Origin of the sequence: Psychrosphaera sp. 1_MG-2023, from assembly GCF_030548245.1 — a bacterium.
GTDB lineage: Bacteria > Pseudomonadota > Gammaproteobacteria > Enterobacterales > Alteromonadaceae > Psychrosphaera > Psychrosphaera algicola.
Map to the genome: position 1 here is coordinate 219,202 of NZ_JAUORW010000004.1, position 26,025 is coordinate 245,226.

The following is a 26,025-nucleotide window of genomic DNA, read 5'->3' on the forward strand; positions in this document are numbered from 1 at the left end:
ATGGAAAGCAAAACCAACGTTACAATTAATGATGTCGCACGAATCGCTGGTGTGTCTAAACGAACAGTGTCCCGTGTTATCAATGGTTCGCCTATGGTCGGAAAAGCCACTCGTGAGCGTGTTGAAGAAATCATTAAAGAAGTTAAGTTTCAGCCAGACAAACAAGCCCGCGGTTTAGCCTCAAATCGTTCCTATTTATTGGGACTCATATACGATAACCCAGATGCCCTTTACATCGACCAAGTTCAGCGTGGTGCGTTAGATATATGTTCATCTCTTGGCTTTGAGCTCGTTGTTCATCCTTGTCAGTGGCAAAGTGAAGACTTTATTGACGATTGTCTCAATTTCATAGGTCGCTCTCGAGTAGATGGTGTCATTATCATTCCTCCTGTTTCGGAAAGTGACTTATTGGCGCAAACGTTCAAGTCAATTAAGTTGCCTTATATCCGTATTGCGTCAACTGACTTAGAAGATAGCGACAACATAGTCATCACTGATGACCGAGCTGCGATGACAGATATTGCCGATCATTTGGTCGACCTTGGCCATAGCAATATTGCAATGATCACCGGTCCCATGACCTTTTGTTCATCACAGGAACGTTTTGAAGGATTTCGAAACGCCCTGCAAAAACGAAATATCGAATTACCACAAAGCCACATACTTGAAGGTGAAAACTCTTACGAAAGCGGTATTGAATGTGCAACGGCATTATTGAAACAAGATCCACGCCCGACTGCTATTTTTGCCAACAATGATGAAATGGCTGCCGGTGCCGTTCGAGCATCAACAGATCTTGGGCTAAAGATCCCTAACGATCTATCTATTGCTGGATTCGATGACAACATAATTGCATCTCGGATCATTCCATCTTTGACCACTATTCGTCGTCCAGTAGAAAAAATTGCGAGCCTTGCCACCAAAAAACTAATCCAATCGATTTCGCCGGATCAAAGTGTAGAAAAGGAAAAAATAGTGGTGAAGCCATACCTAATAACTCGGGAGTCAACCAAACAATGTCCAACCTAACGCAACTTATTCTTTTACCTTTACTACTTATTACTTTCATCACAAGCTGTGCCTTTGCCAATCAAGCGCAGCTAACACCATCCCCATCTGAACCATCAAAAAAACCTGCGATTCAAGCCATCAATATCTTTATGGCTGGTGATTCTACAATGTCTATAAAAGACCCCAAAGACTACCCCGAAACTGGGTGGGGCGTGCCATTTGCTACTTTTTTTGGTCCGGGTATTAACACAGTTAACTTAGCTAAAAATGGTCGCAGTACACGTACCTTTATCACTGAAGGTTTATGGCAAAACATTGAAGATAATTTGTCGCCTGGTGATTATGTTTTTATTCAGTTTGGTCACAACGACCAATCAACGCATAAAACAGACCGCTACACGACACCAGCACAGTACGAAGCCAACATTCGCAATATGATCCAAATCACTCAACAAAAAGGCGGAAACGTCATCTTGATGACCCCAATAACCCGTCGTCACTTTGATGACAAAAATATCCTGAAGTTAACCCATCCATACGCGAAAATTGTGAGAGAGATTGCCGAGGATACCGATGTGACTTTTGTTGACATGGAATCATTGACTCGTCAGCATTTTCAGTCTCAAGGTAAAACCCTTTCCGCTCTTAGGTTTATGCATATAAAACCCAATCTGCACCCCAATTACCCAAATGGCATTACCGATAATACCCACTTAAATCAGCTAGGCGCACGGGAAGTTGCACAACTACTGTTAACCAATCTACGGGCAATTAATCACCCTTTAATACAACAATTACGAACACCAGACCCGAAACATTTGAAGTATCATTACAAAGGTTTATAAGGCATACCCATGAAAAATAATAATAATAAAATATCTTTATTTTCATTAATAAAGTTGGCATTTATCGGGTTAATGACGAGTACCACACTGAATGCAAAAATACTCGATTTTGGCCCAAATGTACTGACCGCTGATCCATCTGGACACGTATGGAAAGACGGCAGAATGTACGTCTATGTCAGCCACGACCTTGAATGCCAAGAAGACTTTCATATGAAAGATTGGTTGGTTTATTCCTCTGACGATCTAAAGCAATGGACCAATCACGGACCGTTTATGTCCCTTGACGATTTTAGTTGGGCCGACAATTACGCCTGGGCCCCCGATGCGGCATATAAAAATGGTAAATATTACGCCGTCCTGCCTGTTGGCACCGGTTTTAAAGATCGCATAAACCCAGAAAAAAGCACCAAATGGATGGGTCTAGGTATGGCGGTAAGTGATTCCCCGACCGGTCCATTTAAAGATGCCATAGGTAAACCGCTTTGGACCAAACCTTATACCAATGATCCCAGTTTATTTATCGACGATGACGGACAGGCTTACTTGTATTTCCACGCGAAAGGATATGATTATCATGTGGTCAAAATGAATGATGACTTGTTAAGCGTTGACGGTAAATTTATCAAAATGGATATGGGCGGTTATACACCAAAAATGGAAGGTCCGTGGGTATTTAAGCGCGGGGATAATTATTACTTCACAATGCCGGAGAATAACCGAGTACTTACTTATTATATGGCAAAATCACCTACCGGCCCTTGGGAATATAAAGGTACCTTTATGGACCAAGAACATAATGCCAATAATCACCATTCAATTGTGCAGTTTAAAGGTCAATGGGTGTTGTTTTATCACCGATGGATAAATGTCCCTGGTAGCTCGTGTCATAAACGACAACGAGTGACTGCGATGGAGCCGATAACATTTAATGCAGACGGTACGATTAACAAAGTACAGCGCACTGATTAACAAAGTCTGTCATCAACGGCTAGGCACTCGACTTAACAGCGCAGTGCCTAAGCGATTTTCAAAGACATTTATTGTCGTTCACATAGTCCGGCCAAGGCTGTAACCAATACTCCTGCTTATTAAGCGGTACCCAGTCTGGTAAGTATGGATTACATAGAAAAAGCGAAGTCCGGTTGTTCAAATCGAGTATATCTAGTGCTGATTTAGCCGTTTGGTTGTTTTCAAAAAATTGTCTAAATTGGCCGGATTCAAACAATATATTTAGCCCAAATGCCAATCGTTCTTTTAGTTTTTCATTCGCTTTATTAACATAAAATACGCTCAAACTAGGATAAATTAAGACCAAGCCCGCCTCTAATTGCACAGGTTTATCGATATATTTATTTAGCTCAGTGACCGTTTCCAACGCCCCTCGTGGGAAATAATCAAAACGATTGTATGTCAACATATCGATAATTGTACTAATACTTCCTGCTTCGACAACTGGCAATTTATTATATTGCAATATTGAGCTATCGGCCCATCCATCGCCCTGTCCAGCGGTGAACGTTGATAATTGCTGTAAATCCTTTATACCTTCAAACTTTGATTGATTACCTTTCTTAATTAGCAACAATCGATACCCGCGCAGGCCATACGAGATAGGAATAGGAACCGCTTCGAAACGCTTATCCCTTTCCTGAGTAACGGTAAATGACCCTACATGTAACTCTTCACCTTGTTCGAGTAAATGTTCAATGCGTTTCAAAGATAATGCATTGTTGACCAATTCTAACTCACAGGGGCCGTAACGAGCTTCGGACACTTCTAATACTTTATGTAAAAGTTGGTATGCGTAATCCAATTCAGCTTGCTTGGTATCCATTTTGGGTGGGAAGTAGAGTTTTACTTTTTTACTACGCAGATCCAGTTCACACGCTAAGCCATTAAAACTGGCACATGTGAGCAATATTACAAGCGCAAAAATACCTAAACGAAACAAGCGCATCTCCCGTTGTAACATTTGAAAACGTCTATCATACAACCTTAACCTTTGATTTATAAAGAATAATACAACTCTATTTAATGAGCGCGGTACTATACCATTTTTTGTATTTAATTAGTCAAATCCAAACAGCATAAAGTGAGAGGGTCAAGCTAAAGATGTAATTCCCTCCATAAATGTAATTGGGTGCAATTATCACATTGCTGTCTCGTCCCTAATTGTCGCTAAAAAACCATAAAATATGCTCAGTGGTATTTCCTAAAGCCTAGCTGAATTGTGGGAAATTGGAAATTTGGTGGGCAATTGTCCCTCGTTAGGAACTTATTTTGTCGCTAGAAACGAAGTAATTTGCTTAGATACCGCTGTTAAGTAGGGGTCGAATAACCAAAATGTATGGATAATTTTTGGATACTCTATTAACTGAAAAACGCCATTATGCGTTTCAATCTTGCCTTTAATTACTTCACGGCCAGCAGTAAATCTGTGTTGACCACTGCTGATGACGAGTAACTTTGGGCTTTTATCAGAGACGTATTCGACGGGGGATACTTCAAGCCATTTATTCATTCGCTTGGCATATTCACCGCCTAACCACATTGAAAGAGCGGACTTGTGTCCTTTTTTATCTTCGTATTTAAGTGCAAGTTCCGTTGTCGTTGAAAGTAAACCATCCAAGCTAATAACTGCGTTAACCTCATATGGGCTGGAAGTTTTACTGTTAATATTGTCGTGATTAGTTTTAAAACCAACTAAAGCCGCTAAATGCCCGCCTGAAGACCCCCCTCCAATCGTGACTGTTTGCGTATTAATGCCTAACAGTTCTTTATTATTGACCAACCAGTCCATAGCAACTTTTATGTCATCAGTTGCTGCTGGGTAAGGCGCTTCGATGGATAACCGATATTCAGGCGTGGCAACGTCAAAACCTTGTTGTGCTAATAGCGTCGCCAGTGGATGAAAGTGAGATTTATTACCCGCTCGCCAACCACCGCCATGGATCAGCACAATAAGTCCTTTTTCTGGCAGCGTAGTTACACGGTGGAAGAGGTCGAGATGCAATTCGCGGTCATCAACAACAGCATATCTTAAATTAAATTGTACGCGCTGCTTTGCGGCGAACTCGATGACAGGCAAGGAAATTGATGGGTCCAATTTTTTATATTTTTCAAACCGCTTTGAAACCGTATAACCATCATCAATTGCAATAGTAGCCCCAAACGAACTAGCTTGAAACATCGATATTGTCAGTAAGAACGCCAATAAAAAAGCCCAGGGAGACCTGGACTTCTTTATGCTTATTTTTGTGCCGTATATCGTTATTGGATTGATAACGTTATTAGTCATTATCGCCCGTTTATTTTAATAATTCATACATCGCTAACGACGCTAACATAAACGGTACTGTTCCTTTTGGATCGTTTTTGGCAACTGGCTCATTCATATAATATTGATAACTGCCATCGCGACCAAAACCAAGTCCAGCAACATAACAAATATTTGTTAAACTTATTTCGCCATTGTCATGGACTAAAATAAACTCATTTGTTAACCCTTCATAGGCAAGTTTTGTCATCGGTAGATATTGATTACTGATGATGTTTTTATCAATTGCCTTGGCTAAAAAATACGTAAACATGGCCGATGCACTCGACTCTCGATAGTTACCAACTTGCCCAGGTTTATCGATAACTTGCCACCACGTACCTGTTGCGTCTTGATTTGATTTTATGGTTTTTGCTAAATCATTAGAAATTGCAACTAGAGGAGCGCGCAATTCGGTTTCAGACTCATCAATCAATTCAAGTACGTCGACTAGAGCCATCGCTAACCATCCCATACCTCGAGCCCAGAATTCAGGAGACAATCCAGTGTTTTTGTCTGCCCAGTCCTGCTGCTTTTGTTCGTCCCAGGCATGGTAATAATTACCTGTAGTAGCGTCGCGGAGATATTTATAGGTTAACGTAAACTCTTTAATGACTTCATCTAAACTGTGACCATCTTCAAACATGTTTGAATATTCCGCTAAAAATGGCATGCCCATATAAACGCCATCTAACCAAAGTTGAGAAGTGTATTTTTTCTTGTGCCAAAAAGCCCCTTCAACTGTTTTAGGATGTTCAACTAATTGTTGACGTATTAACGCCGCGGCCTTTTTATACTTTTCGTCTTTAGTGAGTTGGTACAACTTCAAGACAGCACGCCCAGGGGCGACGGCATCGATATTGTAGTTTGATATTTTATAGCGTTTTATGCCACCATCGGCGTCGATAAATGAACCTGTAATACGATGTAGCGCTTGTTGATACTTTTTATCACCTGTTATTTCCGTGATTTTATTTAAGGTATGCGGGTATAAACCAATAATATCGTATTCAAATTTAGGTAAACGTCGTCGGTTAACATCCCAACCGTCATATTCATAAGTATATGATTTACGGTTAAGTTCACTATCGGCCAGTTTTTTCGCCCATGATAGAGCAACTTCGGCATCGATAGGTGATTGTTTTGCCGTATCACTTAATTTTGTTTTTAGTCTAATTCGTGGTTTAACGGTTAGACGTTCCGCCTGTTGCTTTAAATAAACTTCAAACGCTTGCTTTGTTGCGATGCCACTTTCAGGTTGCCATAACGCTGCAAACGAATAATCAAGTTGTTGCGTATTTTTATTATATGGAATCGAATTTCCTTTGGGAGTCAAAATCGCAAGGTAATTGTGCTTATCTGTCGTAACCTCTTTCAACATTTCTTTACGGAAAAATACCGCCATGCCCAAGTTACTGCCATCGAGCGACTGCGGTCCCCAACTTGCAATATAGGTATATGCTTTGCCTGTGATATCCATATCACCTGTAATGAGTTCTGTATTTTTATGCTTAACGATGCCCGCGGCCATTGTCGCAATTGGAGTTTCAAAATTTAACGTAACGTTGGCTAAGTGACTGCCGGCAGACATAGAAATATTTGCCGCTAAGTCTTGCTTGCCAACGGCACTTTGCCATCCACCATAATTTATCGTAAATGCAGAATAAACATCGCCATTAGCATCGATAGTCACGCCGCGGGTATCCGCTTTAGTAATGCGCTCAACGCTATTATCGTGCCATAAGCCAAAACCACCACTACCTAAAGAATCTCCCACTTTCAGGATGTCCATGCCCCAACTTTGTTTCTCATGGTAAGAGTCGTAGCCATCTAAACCAACATTTTGTAATATCGGTTGTTCTGTTAATTTGCCAAAAATGTCAAAGCCATTACGCCAATCGAGATAAACCCGATAACCTACTTTATCAGACTCAATACCTGGGCCCTCATAGCGCAACCAAAATGAATGATCATTGTAGCTTGGTGGCAAGGTTACCGAATCCACATTGACAAAATCACCACCAACGTATTCTTGGTATTTACTATTTGGATAACGAGAATGAGGCTGCCATTTGCCCCCCTCTTTTTGAGAGATTTCAGCTTGAGTACGTTTATTTTGAGCAGTTATGTGCGGATTGCTCGTAACAAAAGCGTCAAGCTGAAATGTTTCGCGACTTGCCATCGATGTTAAAACAACAACACCATCTAAGCTTCCGTCAAAATCAGAATCGATCGCCTGAGTATTTAAAACTTGGTCATTTCGTTTAAAAACCAAAGCCTTATTAAATTTGGCAGGCAATCCCAAATCGTAATAACTAAAATAAATTGACTCATCAGGACGGTCGAATGTTGAAGGGTTATGTACTTCTGCGGTCGCCACTTTAGAGTCATCATGTTTTTCGGAATTTTCCATAGTTGAATTTCCGCTACACCCCATTAACAATGTGAGTGTTGAAATACCCATAAGCGACATTTTGCTTCTTTTTTCTAATGTCATATCATTCACTTCCTAACCAGCAACTTTATTGATTATTATAATTTGTATGCTTTTTTAACTAAGCCGTAAGTCAGTTCGTAAGCTAACTTATGGGCATCGTCGATTGTGATCTGGTGATTAGTTACCAGCTCAGCTAAATAACGACAATCTACTCTGCGAGCCACATCATGGCGAGCTGGAATAGACAAAAACGCGCGCGTGTCATCATTAAAACCAACCGTATTGTAAAAACCTGCTGTTTCAGTCACTTGTTGACGAAAACGTAACATACCAGCCGGACTGTCATGGAACCACCAAGCTGGACCTAATTTTAAGCTTGGGTAATGACCTGCCAATGGCGCAAGCTCCCGACTATAAGTCGTTTCATCGAGGGTAAATAAAATTATATTCAGCTCTGGATTATTGCCAAATTTTGTTAACAAAGGCTTTAATGCGTTCACATATTCCGTTTGGCTAGGGATATCAGCACCTTTGTCTCGACCATAGCGGTCAAATAACTGTTGATTGTGATTGCGATGGGCACCCGGATGAATTTGCATAACAAGCCCATCTTCAATACTCATTCCGGCAAGTTCCGTTAAACATTGAGCTCGGAATAACTCTTGTTCACCTTCATCCGCCTCCCCCGCGAGGGTTTTATCAAGCAATGCCTGACATTCACTTGCAGATAAATTGGCAGTGAGGGCTGTTGGATGACCATGATCTGTCGCCGTCGCACGGCCATGTTCTTTAAAATAGGCACGACGTTTACGAATCGCCGCTAAGTAACCCGTCCATAGTGTTGTATCTTCACCTGTCATTTCAGCAAGTCGTTGGACGTTTTGTTTAAAGTCTTCGCGACTCGCATCTACGACGTCGTCAGGACGAAAAGACGTAATCACGCGGCTTTCAAACGCTGTACCTTTTAGCGCAACGTGGTGTGGCAATTGATCTAATGCCCCCTCAGTCGTCGCAATAAGTTCGATATTAAATCGGTCCATTAGCGCCAACGGCGTAAATTCAGGTGTCGCTAATTGTTTGTTAATTTCGTCATAATATTCAAGTGCATTGTCGCTACACAGTTTTTCGGTAAAACCAAATACATTAGCGAACGTATCATCTAACCAATAGCCCGACGGCGTGCCTGCAAACAAATGCATATTGTCCGCTAATAATTGCCAGGTTGCTTTTGGATCAACATGTCGAGATGCATCTAAATCACCTTTTTCACCCTGTTGCGGGATACCAAGGGATTCTAAACTGACCCCTTGGCTAAACAACATGCGAAAAACATAGTGATCGGGGCGGATCAACAAGTCTGTTGCGTTTTCAAAATTGCTATTTTGAGCAAACCATTTGGGGTCCGTATGACCATGTGGGCTGATGATAGGCAGATCTTTTATTGCTGCATAAAGCTCTCTTGCAACAGCAATGACCTTGTCATCACTCGAAAACAATCTATCAGGGTGCAATGTTAATTTTTGGCGTTGGTTACTCATTCATTTATCCTGTACTGCCTATCCCAATCGGGAATTAGCCGACGTTTAATAACGTAGCTTGGTTAACTATTTGGCCATTAATCTTGACGTTGTCTAATGTGAAATTATCAATATTTCGGACAACGGAAGATTTTTTAGCATTGTTAAATTCACAATTTTTAAGATGAAAATCGGTTATGGGCTTGCGCTCAAACCCTTGTAAATTAAGCGGTTGATTTAGAATTTCGCCGCATTTAAGATTTTCAATTACAACATCACGCACGGTTGGGTCGAAAGAACCCGCATCGCCTTCTTCATAATAAAAGTTAACAACAATGGCGTTTTTAACTTTGCCTACATTGATATTGCGATATCTAAGGTGTTCGATAACACCGCCGCGAATGGAGTTTGTTTTAATGCGGATTGCGCGTTCAAGGTGTGGACTGTCCATTTGGCAGTCTTCAACAAAAACATTGTTTACCCCGCCGGAAATCTCACTACCGATGACAACTCCGCCATGCCCTTCTTTCATCAAACAATTACGTACTACGATATTTTGACTCGGTACGCCTATTCTGCGCCCGTCAGCATTTCGCCCCGATTTAATCGCAATACAGTCATCACCGGTATCAAACAAGCAATCTTCAATTACAACGTGATCGCATGATTCTGGGTCACAGCCGTCTGAGTTAGGGCCGTGGCTGAAAAAGTTAACGCCCCGTACTGTCACGTTTTGACACAAGACAGGGTTAACCAACCAAAATGGCGAGTTGGTAATCGTGACATCTTCAATAAGAATATTTTGGCATAAATAAGGTTGGATAAATGGTGGCCTTAGATATGCGCCATCCGCGTACAATCGTTGAGATACCGGCACGCCAGCCTCTACATCAGCCATTAATTTCATCCGTGCAGGTTTTTGATCTTCACCTGCAATTAGATCCCAATGTCCTTCTTTATGAGGCCCTTTCCACGGCCACCACGTTGAATTATTGCCACCACCATTTAGCGTGCCTTTCCCTGTAATCGCGATGTTTGTTTGCTGATAAGCATAAATTAGTGGCGAATACCCCATCAACTCCATACCTTCCCAACGCGTAATAACGGCCGGTAAGTAACGCTTAGGATCGGTAACAAAATTTACTACTGCCCCTTTTTGTAAGTGCAGCTCTACGTTAGATAACAGATGGATAGGGCCAGTTATATATTGCCCACTGACAACATCAACCCGTCCGCCACCGGCCTTGTGACACGCCTGTATCGCGCGTTGAAAAGAAAGTTCGTCATCTAAATCACTTGCCAACTTATAATCAGCAAGTTTAAAAATTTGATCTCTAAACTTAGGCACTAAGGTATTGGCGCGTATTTCCGCCGCTTTTAACCAATCATCCTGTGATTGCTGTGGCTTAAATAACCAAGATGCAAGCGCTTGGTTAGTTGCGAGGGCCGAAAAAACCGATGTGGCGGCTGCAGCTTTAATCAAATTACGGCGCTTTAACCCTGAAGATGAAATTTTTGTCATTCAAAAAATGCTCCTAAAATTAGACAAAAGAGAGCTTTATATAATTATTTAAACTAACCGTATTGTTTAAATTTTCCTACCGAGCAACCTAAATTAGTCATGTATTATTGAGCAATTACAAACATATACATGCCAATTTGTTGAACGATTTACTCACTGTGCATTGACTCATTTTGCCACCGGTGGCAACGACTGTCAATATTGGCAAAAAATGGGGTATGGTGTCAAACCCTACTTTTAAACATTTTAGTTTCTTTTATCTAAAAAACATCCTAAATAATTGTATTTATTAAAAATATTTATTTACATTAATTTTTCTTAGATCGTAATATGCAATAAATCATTAAATTTCAAACAAAAAAAATATATGAACATTTTTTAAACTAGACTATTGACAAGCACTAAAAAATTAAGCTTAAATGAATCTTGTGCCACCGGTGGCATTTTCAAAAATAGAATATTGAAACCGGAGATGCATTAAAATCAGAATAAACATGAAGCGTATAAAAACAGCACAAACAATTTAGAAATTTAGCTTAACAATAATTATAAAAACACGAGGAGACCATCGTGAAGTCAAATTACAAACTCAACAGGTTAATGACATCAATGATACTGGCAGGAGGCTTAACAACTTCACTCACTGCTATCGCCGCAGATGAGTCAGATGCAGAAAGAAACAAGTCAGACGTCGAAGTTATCGAAGTTAAAGGCTTTAGAGGCTCTTTGTCCCGCGCCCTTTTTGAGAAACGCGAAACAATAAACTCTAAAGAAACCATCATGAGTGAAGATTTGGGTAAATTCCCAGATTTAAACCTTACTGAGTCTTTGCAGCGTGTAACAGGTGTTGCAATATCCCGTGAAGGTGGTGAAGGCCGTGCAATCACTTTACGTGGCCTAAGCCCGTCATTTACTCGCACTACCTTAAACGGAATGGAAGTACCGTCTAGTACTGATGGTACGGACTCCGGCGGCGGTGTAAACAACGGTCGCGGGTTTGACTTCAACGTATTTGCTTCAGAATTATTTAATCGAATCGACATTCAAAAGGCCCCAACAGCCGGAATGGAAGAAGGCGGTATAGCCGGTACAGTAGACCTATACTCAGCAAAACCGTTTGATAATCCTGGTTTTAAAGTTATGGCGTCAGGCCAAGCGGGTTACAACGACGTTACAGGCGAGGCTGACCCCCGTTTAGCCTTTATGATCAGCAATACTTTTGCAGACGATACGGTCGGCGTATTATTCTCTCTAGCGCAATCAACTCGAACCGTGCGTCAAGAAGGTTACGGTACTGTACGTTGGACAACTCCTGTTAAAGATGGCAATCGTTCATATGTTGACCCTGACAATATAGTCATGACCGGTGCAACACCTGCGGCCTGTGCCGATGGTGATGGCAACGCAACACATCCGGTCAACTGTCTTTGGACACCACGCCTGCCTCGTCCTGACTTTTTTGGTAATGTTCAAGACCGTTTAGGTATTACCGGTTCGATTCAATGGCGTCCAACTGACGACATCGAGATTACGTTTGATACCTTACAGTCGACGTTAGACAATGAACGTACTATGTACAACTTCTTTGAACAGTTCCGCAGTACATTTGACCAAATTACACCAACAGCAATCAAAGTGCATGAAAATGGCAAGCAAGTCGTTGCCGGTACTTACGAAGGTATTCATTCAAGAATTGAAAGTAGACAACAGCTATCAACGACTGAGTTCAGCCAATATGTGTTATCTGGTAAGTACAATATTTCAGATGCGTTAACACTTAATGCAATGGTTGGTACGGCTAAGTCTGACGCACGTTCTGAGCAATATCGTTACAATATGACAAGCTTAGACTCACACACGTATAGTTTCGACTTTAGCGATAACGCCAATGCGCCAAAAACGTCTTTTGGTTATGACGTAAACGACGATAGTAAATACAATCTGACTGACGGTCGTCTAAGAGCGGGCGATACATTGCGTGAAAACGATACGATGAAACTCGACCTAACTTATGAAATGGACGATTTCACTATTGTTTCGGGTATCGCAATGAATGACCGCGTGATTGACTACTATGAGACTGAAATTAAAAACTTCGACGATCAAGCCTCAGCGGATGGCTTTAGTACACCTTTCCCATATTCAGACTTTGGTAAAGGATTTGATGGTCCTTTAGACGCCTTTATTGTAGCTGATTTCTCGAAAATTCAGACTCAACTGTTAGATACCATGAATAATGGTGCGGGCATTCAATGGGATGTTCGAATTGGTTCAAGCTGGCAAGTTCAAGAAGAAACGACAGCAGCTTATGTAGAAGCGAATTCTGAATTTGAAGTTGGCGATATGATTTTACGCGCTAATGTTGGTGGTCGTTTTGTTGAAACAACAACAACGGCAACTGGTTATGTACCAACAGCTGCAGGCGTAGATACTATTACAATTTCAGAAAGTTATAATAACTTCTTACCGGCATTAAACTTAGCGCTAGATGCGACAGATGAGTTAGTTGTTCGCTTTAACTTATCTCAGTCGATGACACGTCCTAGCCTAGGGTCACTAAACCCTGGTAACCCAAGTTTTGACTACATCAACGGGACAGTAAGTACGGGTAACCCAGGTCTTGACCCATTTACATCGAACAACATGGACTTAGGTTTTGAATGGTATTTTGCTGAAGAAGCGTTAATTGCAGCAACGTATTTTTCTAAAGAACTTGATGGCTTTATTGAAAGTAAAACAGAAGAAAAACTTGTAGATCCAGCATACTACGACTTTATTAATTCTGATGACCAATACGAAGCTGGAATTTCACAAAATCCGTTCACAACGCCTTATATTCATAGTATCCCGTTTAACAAAGGCACAAATGAAGTCACTGGTTTTGAGATTGCATACCAACAGCCTTTATCGTTTTTACCAGCACCATTTAATGGCCTAGGTATCTTAGCGAACTATACGTCTGTTGATGCTGAGCTAATTGAGGGTATGTCTAAAAACTCTTACAACTTTACCTTGTACTATGAGCAAGAAAGTTACGGAGCACGTGTTTCTATGAACAAACGTGATGACTACATTACTGACTTCACGGGCAGCAATGGTAACCTTGAACATGGCACAACTGGACCGACACACGTAGATGTTTCTGCATTCTACAACTTCAATGAAAACCTAACGTTTACATTAGAAGTGCTGAACTTAACAGACGAATACGAACGTTTGTATACAACGGGTGACGGTACTCTTGACCTAATGCGTGAGTATAATCATACGGGTACAACGTACTTCTTTGGCGCACGTTACGTGATGTAACTCGCAAAACGATCTCCCTTTAAAAGGCCGCTTTTATAGCGGCTTTTTTATTGGATGAAATTTGGTGCCACAAACTAAGTGCTGAGAATTTTAAAGTTCGAAATAAAATGTCAACGAACAGGGGAAGTTTAGGAAAATGACAAGGACTTTGAATTTGGGTTAAGCCCCATTTTTTTATGCCGTTCTTTAAGCTTTCAATGCACACCTTAAATGGTGTGCAAGTTTGGATAATATTTTGCTCTATAGTTATTCTGTCGTTTCAACATCGCCGTCGACATCACCTTCGACTTCACTTTCAACAGTCGTTTCCGCTACGATTTCTGCATTTTTTCTGTTGTTTCTCTCTTCTCTCCTACTCTTTTTACGTTCGTTTTTATCAGTTACTATTTTAATTGCTTCATCCTTCGATAAGCTGGGATGCTTTGCCAGTAACGCTTCTACTCTTTCATCAAACTTTGCCATTAATAAACCTCGTTGTTTCATTCATATATCGAAAATACTTAATCTTTAGTCATTATCGGTGAACATGTAGGGCCCATGCAACCGTTCGATTGAGATACATGGGTTACTTTACACTAATTTAATGTTTTAGAGAGTTAATGTCGTAACCCAATGGTTTGTATTTAATGATCAGTTCAAACGACAACTCGATGCTTTGAACACGAGAGGATCGGCAGGACCTGCCCACCCAGAGGGTTTTGGAATATCTTTTCTTTCAAAGGTAACTTTGCAATCAGCGCCAAAATAGATGCTATATTTTTCAAAATCTACGGTTTTGAGCGTCGACATTACTTTTTCATGTTGTTTGATAAATTTTATCATTACATCAAAGTCTTTCATGTTTTGATATTTTGGTGCTAAGGCTGAAAATGAATATTGTGAAAACAATAAAACCATTAATGTCAGTATGAGTTTTGTCATCGTTACCTCTGTGAGTTTAGATTAACGCCCAACTCGGCTAAAAAGGGATAGTTCTTTGCATAATAAAATTAGCGGTAAAGTAAAAATAAACTACATTCGATTTTAATAGCTCGATATCTTAACCAGAGAAAAATACTCTGTTTGAAGACCCCTTATATTTTTACCAAAGTATATAATCGATATCCTACTTATCAAGTTTTACAAAATAACCCTTCATGCTTCGCTGCATAGACTTTCGAGCAGGCAAAAAAAAGGAGCGATATCCTTATCGCTCCTTTTTATCACAACAACAACTTCCAGTTTCTTTTACAACTTCTTTACTTCACAACCTAATCTTTATAGGTAATGGAGATATCTTCTAAACTGATGGTCGCACCGCCTTCAGAACGCAATGTGATGAAGGAAGTTGATGTAGCAACTAATCCATCAATTGTATAGGTTTGGCCTGCCACAAAGTCACTCAGGGCCACAGAGTAGAACTTAGAGCTTCCACCATGAATGCTACTGCCACTGCTTGATGTTGTGTTATCAACATAAAGTTGGAAATTACGTGAGGTATCGTCAGCAACACTCGCCACCGTAAAGGTGACTTGGTACGGCTTACTTAAGTCAAAAATACCGGTTGTTTCAGTATCTGCTGCAGTTGTATTGATGCCAGGTGTTGTATTGCCAATACTCACTCGAGCACCAGTTATCGTTAACTGACCGTCAGCAACCGACACGGTCCCCGTCACTTTATGATACATCGCTGTGCCTGAACCGGCGCTACCGGATAGGTTTTTATAGGCATTGCTAAATAAAATGTCTGCGCTAGCAACTTCAAAATCTTCGGTGATTGGTAACACAGCATAAACGACTGGGTCATCATTGCCACCATCCACTATTGGGTCTGCAACATCAGGAATATCTAATTCAGACTGGTCCACAATTCCTACGCCAACATTCGCTAGCACATAATCTTTGACGTCGGCGACTGGCAATAAATAGGTATCGTAGTCGTATGGAACTTCATAGGTCGATGTTGAACCATCCGCAGGAGAATAAACCGCATCTCCTGTATCTGGCGTGGTGTAAGTCACGTTAGTAAACGCATTATCACGGACGTTCCAAAAACCAATTTCTCTTGAATAAAACGATACAATTGGATTTTGCACATTTTCAAATACATTCGCTTCAATTAACAATTCAGCCCCCATTCGAGAGTTAATGCCACTTGAATTAATGTTTGAAAATACGTTGTTATACAGATGACCAAAACCATATCTGAACAGCGGTACACGAGACTCTAAATTATTAAAGTAGTTATGACGGTATGTTATAAATCGTTCGCCACTGTCGTCATCACTTGAGCCATTTAACATGCTTTTGTAATGGTCGTGAACATAGTTATGAGAAAACGTCACGTGAGTTGCCCCGGCTTTGGTATCAAATAACCCGTCGTAGTCGTCTTTCCCAACGTTTAAGTTGCCATGTAACTCATTGTGGTCAACCCAGATATTCCCCGTTGCGACGTTGTCATCACCTTCAATTCCAATCGCATCTCCAAACGAAGCTGGTACATCATGAATTTTTAAGTTTTGAATAATAACGTTACTCGTCCGGCGCATTGAAATACCGATACCAGCGAACTCTCCGCGATTCGCGACACCAATAATTGATACATTGCTAAGATCTTTAATATTAATGTTACCGGTCAAGTTACCGCTATTGGCTGGAGTAATCGTACCATCAACATAGATAATTACTGGAGTGCCCGCAGATTTTGCCGAAGCAAGGGCGTTTTGCAACGCCACACCGTTGTCGACCGTGACAACAGTACCACCAGCACCACCGGTCACTTCCATTAAGTGACCACCAAATCCGCCATCACCATCTGGCGTAGTAACAACAACATCTGCTATAACCGGTGCGTCAAGTGGTGTTGGTTCCCATCCTGCACCGCCATTGTAAGATGCAAATACTGAGGCGCGATCTGAGTATGGAGCCGCTTCTGGAGCAGACAATTCAAATGCCACGTTTGCTTCACGACCAGAGATATCTAACGAGTTACCTTCTAAGTCCATGCTGCCGTATTCTCGCCAACCGGCAACCGCTGACGCATCAGACGGATTTGGCATTGGATTTGTGTACCAACCTTTAGTACTTATATGGGCACCCAATCGGTTGTTAATCAATACAATATTATCAAACGCATCGGTCTTACCGGCACTTCGCGCAAAGTAGATTGAGTCGTCTAATACGTTGTTACCTTTAGGACCAGGGCCACTCGTAAATGTATTGTTTAAGAACACAAAACCCGGATCATCAACATTTGCAACACGGGCTTGTAGAATGTAATCACCGCCACTGTCAGCCGGCGCATCTTTTGAATCACCAATAGTGCGAATTTCACTGTTTTCAAATAGTGTCGCTACTGGATAACCCCAGATGAAGTCAACATTACCGGCAACTAAACAGTTATAGAACCAAGCATAACCTTTCATCAACAAGGTATCTTGCTCACTGATAAAGTTCATGTTGTTAGCCACCAAACGATTACTACTATTGAAATAAATTGTTTCCGCTTGGTCACCAGAGCCTTGACGCATATGGGTGTTTTTCAGCGTAAAGTTATTAAGAACTAACATGTCAGCACTTTCAACTAAGAACACTGGACGGCCGCTTGAGCCACCATTGAAGCCATCAAAGTTGTCATACTGAACAATCGTATTTTCACGGCTTTCACCTTGAATAGTAAGATTGTTTTTGTTTCTCAAGAACAACATTTCATTATAAACACCATCTTTGATGGTAATAGTCATCGGCGTATCTTTATCCGTCATGGCGTAATCTAACGCGCCTTGAAGTGTTCTAAAGTCAGCTGCACCGTCGTCATCAACCACTAATTCGGTACCAGAAGGTTGAGTTGAACGTGTTGAAAATGTCCATCCCGCCTCTTTACCTAATCCGTCAAAATCTATGCCGTTAAGTGTTGTACCGTTAGCCACGTCGTTGCCGATCACGACATAATATTCTTTGTTGTAATCAAGTGCGCCTGAACTAGGTGTTAAGACAAGCTTGTTCCCTTCAACCCGCATTGGATGATATTTAACAACACGTGTTTTATCAGACGTTAACCCCAATGTATTAACGTCTCCGGCTAACAACAATTCATCAACCAATTCATCCGTTGCCGAATCAAATATACGAACTTGGCCTACAGTACCCAACGTCGGCGCGGTGTCGAATTCAATCACTAGATTTGTGTCAACATGTTGGCTGAAACTAGCAGGTAATGGGCTTAATTTCGTCGATATATTCCCGTAATCCGTCATCGATTCGATGAAAGACGCACCTACTTCAATTTCTAGGGTTTGGGTAATCGTCGCATCGGCATGAGAAACTAATGTTACCGTCGTCGTGCCTTCAGCTACGGGACTTATTGTGACAGTCGAACCTAAGACAAATACTGTTGCGATATCACCATCTGCCGTGATGGCGGTAACTTTATCTGCTGTAACACCATCCCCTAACAATGCCGACACATTTAGCACGAGCGGCACGCCACCAGCCGCACCTGACCAACTCGCTTCCGTATAATCGGTTGTGAGCTGAATAGGTTTATTGGCTACATCACCAATCATAAAGTCATCTAGTTCAAATGAGCGGTTGTAAGTAAAAATACCCGCAAGACCTTGAGCTGTTAAGTTCGTGTCGTTAAAGCTTCCTTTAAGTTCACCGTTTATGTACAGACTCAAATCACCGGCGACCATTTCAAAACGAACACGATACCAAACACCATCATCTGTTCCATCGCGCTCACCTAAGTAAAACGGCTGTTTTACTTGGACGGGACGACTTAGTGCGTCCGCTAGGTTAACTGCAACTTCAGCTTGAGTCGAAGACGGTGAATTTTGCAGGTTAATACCACCTCCGTACCAGTTTTGATCATCAACATATCGACCTAACAAGAACAACTGTTTGTTGGCTGTTGTACCATTTTGGCGCGGCCTGATCTTCGCTTCCACAAAGTAATCAGCTGCAGGAACAGACGTCATTGCCGACGTCTTCAGGGTTGCCAAAACACCCCCTACACTCCCTGCGGTATATTGCATTACCGCGTTGCCATCTAAATCAACAACAGCAAAGCTTCCTTCCGGTCCATCTAAATTGCCAACAGCCGCGTTAATGTCCCAGTTATCCAGCGTGCCAGAGGTAAAGTCGTCACAAAAATATAAGTCTGTACGTTCTGTGCAATCTAACGTTTTTGGCGCGACTTCTGATGTATCTGGCGCTTCTAAATACTCAATACGCAGATTGTCGATTGTCACTACACCGCCGCTTTCCGTGCGTAATTGTAAAAATGAGCTTTGAGTCGCTAACATGCCATCTATTTCAAGTTGGCCCGTTGTCATTTCAGCAATTTTTTGGCTATAGAATTTCGATGCTCCACCATGTATCGACTTACTGCTGCTACTCGAACTGTTATCTACATAGACGATAAAGCTGTTGCCCTGATCTGTTTCGATAGGTTCGCTGACACTCACAATATCCATGATAATTTTATAAGGCACACTTAAATCAAACACACCGGTAGTTAAAACATCCGTACCCGTTGTTTCAACATCTGGTGTGCTGTGGCCAATACTAAAACGTGCACTATCTAATGTCAGTTGACCGTCAGTAATGGTTAACCCGCTGCCACCGCCGGTGATGTTGTACATGGCGATTGAATTATCTATCGGTTGTGCTAAATAAGCCGGCGTAAACAATTCTTCTATTGTTGTATTGAAATCTTCACTAACAATAAGATTTGTTGGGATGTATTCGAATCGCAAGTTGTCAATTTCAACAACACCACCGCTTTCAGTGCGAAGTTGTAAGAAGGACGTTGGTGTTCCAATAAAGCCTTCAACTTCCAACTCTCCAGGGGTTAATTCAGCGAGTTTGACACTAAAGAACTTGGAACTACCACCATGAATTGAACTACCACTGCTACTGGTATTATTGTCCATATAAATGATGAAACTGTTGCCCTGATCTTCGGCGACAGGCTCACTCACACTTAATACGTCCATAACGATTTTATACGGTTTGCTGAAGTCAAACGAACCTGTTGTGACGACATCGGCTGCGTTTGTGCTACTTACACCTTGAGCAACGTCACCTATCGTAAAGCGTGCGCTGTCCAAAAGGAGGGTGCCTTCGGTTGTTACTACAGCCGTACCGCCCGTTTTAGTGTACATTCCTTTAGTATCATCACTCGCCTGTGCACGGTATTCAGGGGTATAAAAACCACTGTCGCTGACCGGAAAACTTTCTTCAAAAAATACATTTGGATCGTCATATTCGATGCTCAAGTTGTTGAACTCTATAGACGCACCCGTTTCCGTTCTAAACTGTAAAAACGACTGTGACGTTGCAATCATACCTTCAATGACAAGCTCGCCAGTGGACAACTCTGATGGCACAACTTGATAGAATTTTGAGCTACCACCGTGAATCGATTTACTGCTGCTCGAAGTATTGTTATCGACATAAACTTGAAATGTTTTTCCATCGACAGAGTTTGAAGCTGCAATCACATTTAGTTTAATTTTGTAAGGTCGAGACAGGTCAAATACACCCCGAGTCGAGGTATCGTCGGCTGTAGTTTCCACTTCTGGTTTGGTATCACCGATTGTGAATCGCCCTGCATCTAACAGCACACCTTGGTCTACAACATCTACATTGCCGCCTGTGCGTTCGAACATTGCAACATCGTCGCCAGTTAGACCAACATCACCATCAACAGCGGCAAATTCTGGCGTGAACAAACTTGCTGTGGTGGTCGTAGTGAAGTCTACTGAATAAGGCAAAGCGACCTTAATTGCAGGTGCTTCAACGATGTATTCAATACGTAAATTGTTAAATACGACAATACCATCACTGCTGGTTCTAAATTGTAAAAACGACGTTTCAGTACCAATATCGTTACCTAGAATTACCAGTTCACCAACCGCTAAATCTAGAATATTAGATTTGAAAATTCGTGAGGTCTCGCCATGCATCGAATTTGCAGATGAGCTCGTGTTATTGTCGACATACACTTCAAAGGTATTATCCCCCTCGGCATCGCTGACACTCACAATATCCATCACAATTTGGTATGGACGGCTTAAATCAAGCACACCACTTGCCAATAAATCAGCCGCTGTGGTTTCAGTGCCAGGTAAATAATTACCCATAGTGAAGCGACCACCGTTTAGCTCGATACCTGTATCAACAACGGCAACATTGCCGCCAGTTCGCACAAATAATGCTAAATCATCGGTTTCACTAGCTGCACCACTTGTGGATAAAAACGCTGGGCTAAATAAGCTTTCCGTCGTCGCGGTTGTAAAATCAACAGTGTCTTCAAATACAATTTTTGAAGGTGGAATAAAGTTATCTGAAGGGTCAACCGCAGTCGCTACCGTATCAATTTTCAAATTGTCGATGGTAATACTACCCGCACTATCCGTTCTAAATTGGAAAAATGAATTGGTAATTGATGTATCTAAAACACCTCGAGCATCAATGTGCGTCAGGTCAGTACCAGTAACTACATCTTGTCCCGGGACATACGTGTAGGTAAAAGTTTGGCCAACGGGGTTGTTATCCTCGTTGATATCTTTACCGTAAAACTTAGATGGCGCACCATGAACCGAGTTGGCTTGACCCGTTGTATTGTTATCAACGTAAAGAGACAACGAACCAGCGCCATTATGGGCGATTACATCAAAGCTCAAGGTAAAACCTTCGCTAATATTGTAAATACCGGTACTAAATGTATCGCTTTCGGTAGTTTGACGAAGTAAATCTTCTGCTGCATTGCCCACTGAAAAACGTGCGCCAGCTAACGTTAATGTCCCCGCGTCAGAGTCCAGCACTGGGCTGCCCCCCGTTTTTACATATAGGGGTTTGTCACTTAACTCTTTTGACAGCGATTGATAGCTAGAAGTGAAAAAGTCTGCGGTTGTAGTGCTGAATTCTTCTATCAGTTCAAAACCAACTTCGTCTTCTCGCTCTAACAAACCAACTAATTCTGCGTCTGCTTGGGCTTGGCTAAATGTGAGTAAGTTTAACTTGTCATCGTCGTTTTCTGCACAAGCAGCAACTACTGACGCCAATCCTTTATCGGATTTTGATTCAACACATAAACTGTATACGTCATCAACGGTATTGTATGAACGCGATACCAAGTATGTCACGTCATCGCCAGCGGTTAAGGTCAGTACTCGGCGGCCAAACTCAAAATGGTAGGTTCCCGATACTTCAGTTAAATCCGACGCTGTATAGGTATATGAACCAGTCAAGCCGGTGTCATCAGCTGGGGTAAAATTGTAATTTGCTAATACCGCAGCTTGACCAACAATCGCTGGGTTAAATACGCTACCCGTGAACGCAGATACGTTAAAAGCACTGCCAAATAACGTACCAAATTCGGTTTCTAAATAACTGACAAAATGGCCAACGGCGACATCATAACTGACTAAACTTGCGGCACCGCCAGCGGCTGGTAACCAAGTTTCCACATCCGCAGCAAATTCATCTGCTGGGCGATTGAAATACTGTTCAATCGTTTGATCCGGCGCAAGTGTCATAGTTGCCGCTGCCGCGGCATCTTCGCTAATTGTTATTCCATTACTGGCATCGCCATCAGTATCGAGTGACTGTAATAACCTTAAAGTATTCACCACCGGCTGACTAAATGCAGTATCAGCATTAAACAAATTAAGTGGCGTCATCACCGATGCAACTGGCACCGATGGAAAGACAAAGTCGCCAATTGAGAAGGTAATTATTTCTCCACGGAAATAAGGGAATTCGCCATTTTCGTTTGTCGTGCCATTGACCACAGTATCCGAATTGTACGTTAAACCTTGTACTGGACTGTCGACAAACTTACCGGTAAGCGCCTTTGGTGGCGGCTCTTTCACATTTATAGTGCTCTCCGCCCCACAACCGAATAATACGGATGCAGTCAGGAAGCTGATAAACATATTTCGTTTACTATTTTTATTATTGAAATTATTCATAATTTAACCTTTAACTTGCGTCTATCTGCCTAGTACAACTTGTAAGTCACACCAAGTTGGAAGGTGCGGCCGTAGTTTTCTTTTTGATACATAATGTTCCCACCACTTTTTTCATTACCTTCGAAATAACGTAGGTCTTGATTTTCAGTGAGGTTAATAGCATCGAAATAAACAGACAGAGCGCCGTTGATTTGGTATTTGAATTTGAAATCGACTGTCGATAGTTCGTCTTGGTAACGGTCGGCCCACAATTTACACTCGGTATAATCGTTGACATTGACCCCTTCAGGGCACGAACCGACTTCTTCCAAAATTTCTGAACGATAATTGGCGATAATGCGTGCCGATATATCGTCGTTTTCCCAGCCAAAACTTAAATTTGCGGTTAAGTCTGCTTGGTCAGGCAAAGGCACAGGGTCTAGTCGAATAGTTGGGTCAAGTTGCGCTTCACTTTCTAAAACAGTGAAATTACTTTGAACAAACAAACCATTTTCAAAGTATTTATTAAAGCTAAACTCACCACCAAATACCTTGGCCTTTTCACCGTTTAGCGTAATGTTCACTTGGTTTAGGGTTAAATCGTGGGGAATAACAAACGAGGTAACTTGTGAGACTGGCAAAGATAAAGGCAGTTCATCAAGCGATCTTGATACACCACTGACATCAACAATAAAGTTGTCGATATCTTTGTAAAATAACGCCGCTTCTAAAAATAGATTTTCGTCAAAGTAATAACTTAACGATAAGTCATAGTTAATTGACGTCATAGCAACCAAATTGGGGTTACCGACATCAAGTAAGTTATTTGACCCTAAAATATAATCCTGCAGCTGTGATAATGTCGCACTTCCTTGCGCATCGTCACAGTCGGCACTTTGCGGTGGGCACAACTCGATGTCACTATCGAATTTAGCGAATCCCCTAGCTTGTTTGAAGGATGGACGAGTAAAGCTTGTCCATACTGCAGCACGTACTAATAGTTCGTCGGTTGGTTCCCACCGCAAGTGTGCACTCGGGTAAAACTCTGAATAATTAATTGACGAGTCAGGTAGTGGAACCGCAATATCTAAGTTACCGCCACCAGCGCCATTAAATTCAAAGTCATCGTTTTCTAAAGATAAAAAGCCGGTAGATGAGAAATCCGTTTCAACATAACGGACACCAGTGGTTAGTGTCATATCAATATTGATTGGAATTTCAGCCATCACATATACTGCTTTGGTATCTTCAGTAATCGTATAATCGTCTTTTGTACTGTCTATCGAGACTTCACCATTCGTTGCCACTGCCGCGGTTTGACGTGTTGCATTGACAATATCTTCAACGGTTTGTTGTGAAACAAATGGGAATAAAAAGTTACTGTTTTCAGGAATACTCGAGGCATAATCAGCATGAGTTGAGTTAACCGCAGTGATACACGCTTGGTTGCCATTACAGTCTTCAGCTGATGGATCAAAACTCCAACGGTTTTTATCACGAGCATGTACTCGTTCAGTTACCATCGCGCCAACTTTAATGTAACTTAAAAAGTCGAGGTCAAGCCAAGCGGTGACATCCAACTTACCCGTTTTGATGTCATCGGTGCGTGTACCGCCCTCTAAAAACAAATTGTCAAATTCAAAGTTGTTTAGGTCCGTCGCGTCGCCCGATGCCGAAGTCCCGTACATTCCGTCGGTATAAGCGTAGCCACCAAGTTCAGCCGCTTTGTCGGGGGTGATAGGATATCCTACGATTTCATCACGAGAACCGCGCCCATATACCACAAGGTCACGTTCACGGAATTGAACTCTGCGGTCACCAAGTGATTCGTCTTCGCTCTTTGATTCAGCATATTCATAGGCAATGTTAAACGTATCGGCAATTAAGTTTTCACCACCGACACTAAATGACGTTCGAACCGTTTCACTTTCTTGAATAAAATACTGGTGGAAAACGTCGATATCGGTCAATGCAAATTCAAAGTTATTTGGATTCACCGCGGCGATTTCACCACTACCAACAGAACCTGCATCTTGGAAATCAAAAAACTCCCTAAGCGCAACATCGTCATCGGTAAAGCGCGTGTAGTTGCCTCGAAAATAAAATAGATTCTCTACACTTGGTTTAAACTCTAAATTTAATGAAGCTGCAGAGCGTTTTCTTCCCGCAAGTTCGCGTCGAACTTCTAACTGACGTGGCGTTAATATCTCAGGTCTTGAAGCAAGCTCGGCTTTTTTCTCTTCCGCCGTTAGATTTGGATCGACATCAGCGTCTTGAGTCAAAAACTTCATTTCACCGCTACTGTGGTGACGATCTTCATCGACTTGCGTTTTACGTTCTTCATGAGAAACCGCAAAACCAATCCCTACCGTTTTATCGAATAGAAATTGGGTTGCATCAAAACTGATCTTAGGTGAGTGTTCACCGCGAAGATCAGAGTAAGAATCTTGAACTTTAATTTTTGCGCTGGTTTTGCCACGGTCAAACGCGGAAATTGTTTTAACATTAACCGTACCACCAATTGAGTTTAGATCTTGATCTGCGGTTAAAGTTTTTAGAACTTCGATTGTGCCAAGCATATCTGCTGGTAACGCATCTAATCCGATTTTACGTTCGTCGCCGCTACCAGATGCTTCAGAACCATTGATATTGACCGACACAAAACCTGGGCCTAATCCACGTACTGATACAAATTTGCCTTCACCTTCACTGCGTTGCAGTGTGACACCTGGCAAACGTCGTAGCGATTCAGCTACGTTTTGATCGACAAAGTTACCCAAATCGTCACTGGCGATTATTGAACTCAGACCCTTTTTCAATCGCTCAAGCTCTCGAGCTTTTAAGTCCGTTTGTCTTACGCCTTGAACTTCAATAACTTCAACGTCTTCTTGCGCTTTTGTTGTATTGTCTTCATCCGCATATGCATTACTTTGTAATGCAGCTGCCATACACAACGCTACCGTTCTGTAAGGAAAGTTAGCCATGCCTGCTCCCCGTTATCCGGACTTAATGAGGTCCGAAAAATTGATTACCTGTTAGAAAAAGTGACTCAAATCCTAGCGCCACTTGCTGTTTTATTTTTATAAAAGTTATTACACCGTGGACCACTAATTAAGTGTCAAATCA

13 protein-coding genes are annotated in these 26,025 nt (G+C 41.7%); 4 read left to right on the forward strand and 9 right to left on the reverse strand.

Features of this window, described 5'->3' with window-relative positions; translation table 11 throughout:
* From Q4575_RS05145 to Q4575_RS05155, 3 genes are read left to right on the forward strand one after another with little or no spacing between them, the layout of a single operon-like run.
* Complete coding sequence (locus tag Q4575_RS05145; RefSeq protein ID WP_215965016.1) at positions 1 to 1,029, forward strand: LacI family DNA-binding transcriptional regulator; 1,029 nt, start codon at positions 1 to 3, stop codon at positions 1,027 to 1,029.
* On the forward strand, positions 1,017 to 1,856 hold the full coding sequence (locus Q4575_RS05150) for a rhamnogalacturonan acetylesterase (RefSeq protein ID WP_215965017.1): 840 nt from the start codon (positions 1,017 to 1,019) through the stop codon (positions 1,854 to 1,856). The genes Q4575_RS05145 and Q4575_RS05150 overlap by 13 nt, the downstream gene beginning before the upstream one ends.
* Before the next feature lie 9 nt (positions 1,857 to 1,865).
* Complete coding sequence (locus Q4575_RS05155) at positions 1,866 to 2,828, forward strand: family 43 glycosylhydrolase (RefSeq protein ID WP_303521555.1); 963 nt, start codon at positions 1,866 to 1,868, stop codon at positions 2,826 to 2,828.
* 58 nt (positions 2,829 to 2,886) lie between these two features.
* Here the strand turns inward: Q4575_RS05155 and Q4575_RS05160 are convergent, their stop codons facing one another.
* The 5 genes from Q4575_RS05160 to Q4575_RS05180 form a co-directional block, all read right to left on the reverse strand.
* On the reverse strand, positions 2,887 to 3,831 hold the full coding sequence (locus tag Q4575_RS05160; RefSeq protein ID WP_303521556.1) for a hypothetical protein: 945 nt from the start codon (positions 3,829 to 3,831) through the stop codon (positions 2,887 to 2,889).
* A gap of 303 nt (positions 3,832 to 4,134) precedes the next feature.
* Positions 4,135 to 5,157: an alpha/beta hydrolase gene (locus Q4575_RS05165; protein ID WP_303521558.1), complete on the reverse strand. Its 1,023-nt coding sequence runs from the start codon at positions 5,155 to 5,157 to the stop codon at positions 4,135 to 4,137.
* Positions 5,158 to 5,167: 10 nt separating this feature from the next.
* The gene (locus Q4575_RS05170; protein ID WP_303521559.1) at positions 5,168 to 7,672 is read right to left on the reverse strand and encodes a glycoside hydrolase family 88 protein; all 2,505 of its coding nucleotides are present in this window, start codon (positions 7,670 to 7,672) and stop codon (positions 5,168 to 5,170) included.
* A gap of 35 nt (positions 7,673 to 7,707) precedes the next feature.
* Positions 7,708 to 9,150: a glucuronate isomerase gene (gene uxaC / locus Q4575_RS05175; RefSeq protein WP_303521561.1), complete on the reverse strand. Its 1,443-nt coding sequence runs from the start codon at positions 9,148 to 9,150 to the stop codon at positions 7,708 to 7,710.
* A 34-nt stretch (positions 9,151 to 9,184) separates the two neighbouring features.
* Positions 9,185 to 10,651 (reverse strand): glycoside hydrolase family 28 protein, encoded by a 1,467-nt coding sequence (locus Q4575_RS05180; RefSeq protein WP_303521563.1) that lies wholly within the window; start codon positions 10,649 to 10,651, stop codon positions 9,185 to 9,187.
* Positions 10,652 to 11,251: 600 nt separating this feature from the next.
* Between Q4575_RS05180 and Q4575_RS05185 the strand changes: the two genes are divergently transcribed.
* Complete coding sequence (locus Q4575_RS05185; RefSeq protein WP_303521649.1) at positions 11,252 to 13,960, forward strand: TonB-dependent receptor; 2,709 nt, start codon at positions 11,252 to 11,254, stop codon at positions 13,958 to 13,960.
* Positions 13,961 to 14,206: 246 nt separating this feature from the next.
* On the opposite strand, the gene Q4575_RS05190 is transcribed toward Q4575_RS05185, so the two are convergent.
* The 4 genes from Q4575_RS05190 to Q4575_RS05205 form a co-directional block, all read right to left on the reverse strand.
* Positions 14,207 to 14,443, reverse strand: coding sequence for a hypothetical protein (locus Q4575_RS05190; protein ID WP_303521564.1), 237 nt, complete (start codon positions 14,441 to 14,443; stop codon positions 14,207 to 14,209).
* Positions 14,444 to 14,590: 147 nt separating this feature from the next.
* Positions 14,591 to 14,881, reverse strand: a complete 291-nt coding sequence (locus tag Q4575_RS05195) for a hypothetical protein (RefSeq protein ID WP_303521565.1) — start codon at positions 14,879 to 14,881, stop codon at positions 14,591 to 14,593.
* Between the two features lie 329 nt (positions 14,882 to 15,210).
* Positions 15,211 to 22,920, reverse strand: coding sequence for a pectinesterase family protein (locus tag Q4575_RS05200; protein ID WP_303521566.1), 7,710 nt, complete (start codon positions 22,918 to 22,920; stop codon positions 15,211 to 15,213).
* 29 nt (positions 22,921 to 22,949) lie between these two features.
* Positions 22,950 to 25,883 (reverse strand): TonB-dependent receptor, encoded by a 2,934-nt coding sequence (locus Q4575_RS05205; protein WP_303521567.1) that lies wholly within the window; start codon positions 25,881 to 25,883, stop codon positions 22,950 to 22,952.
* Positions 25,884 to 26,025: the final 142 nt, after the last annotated feature.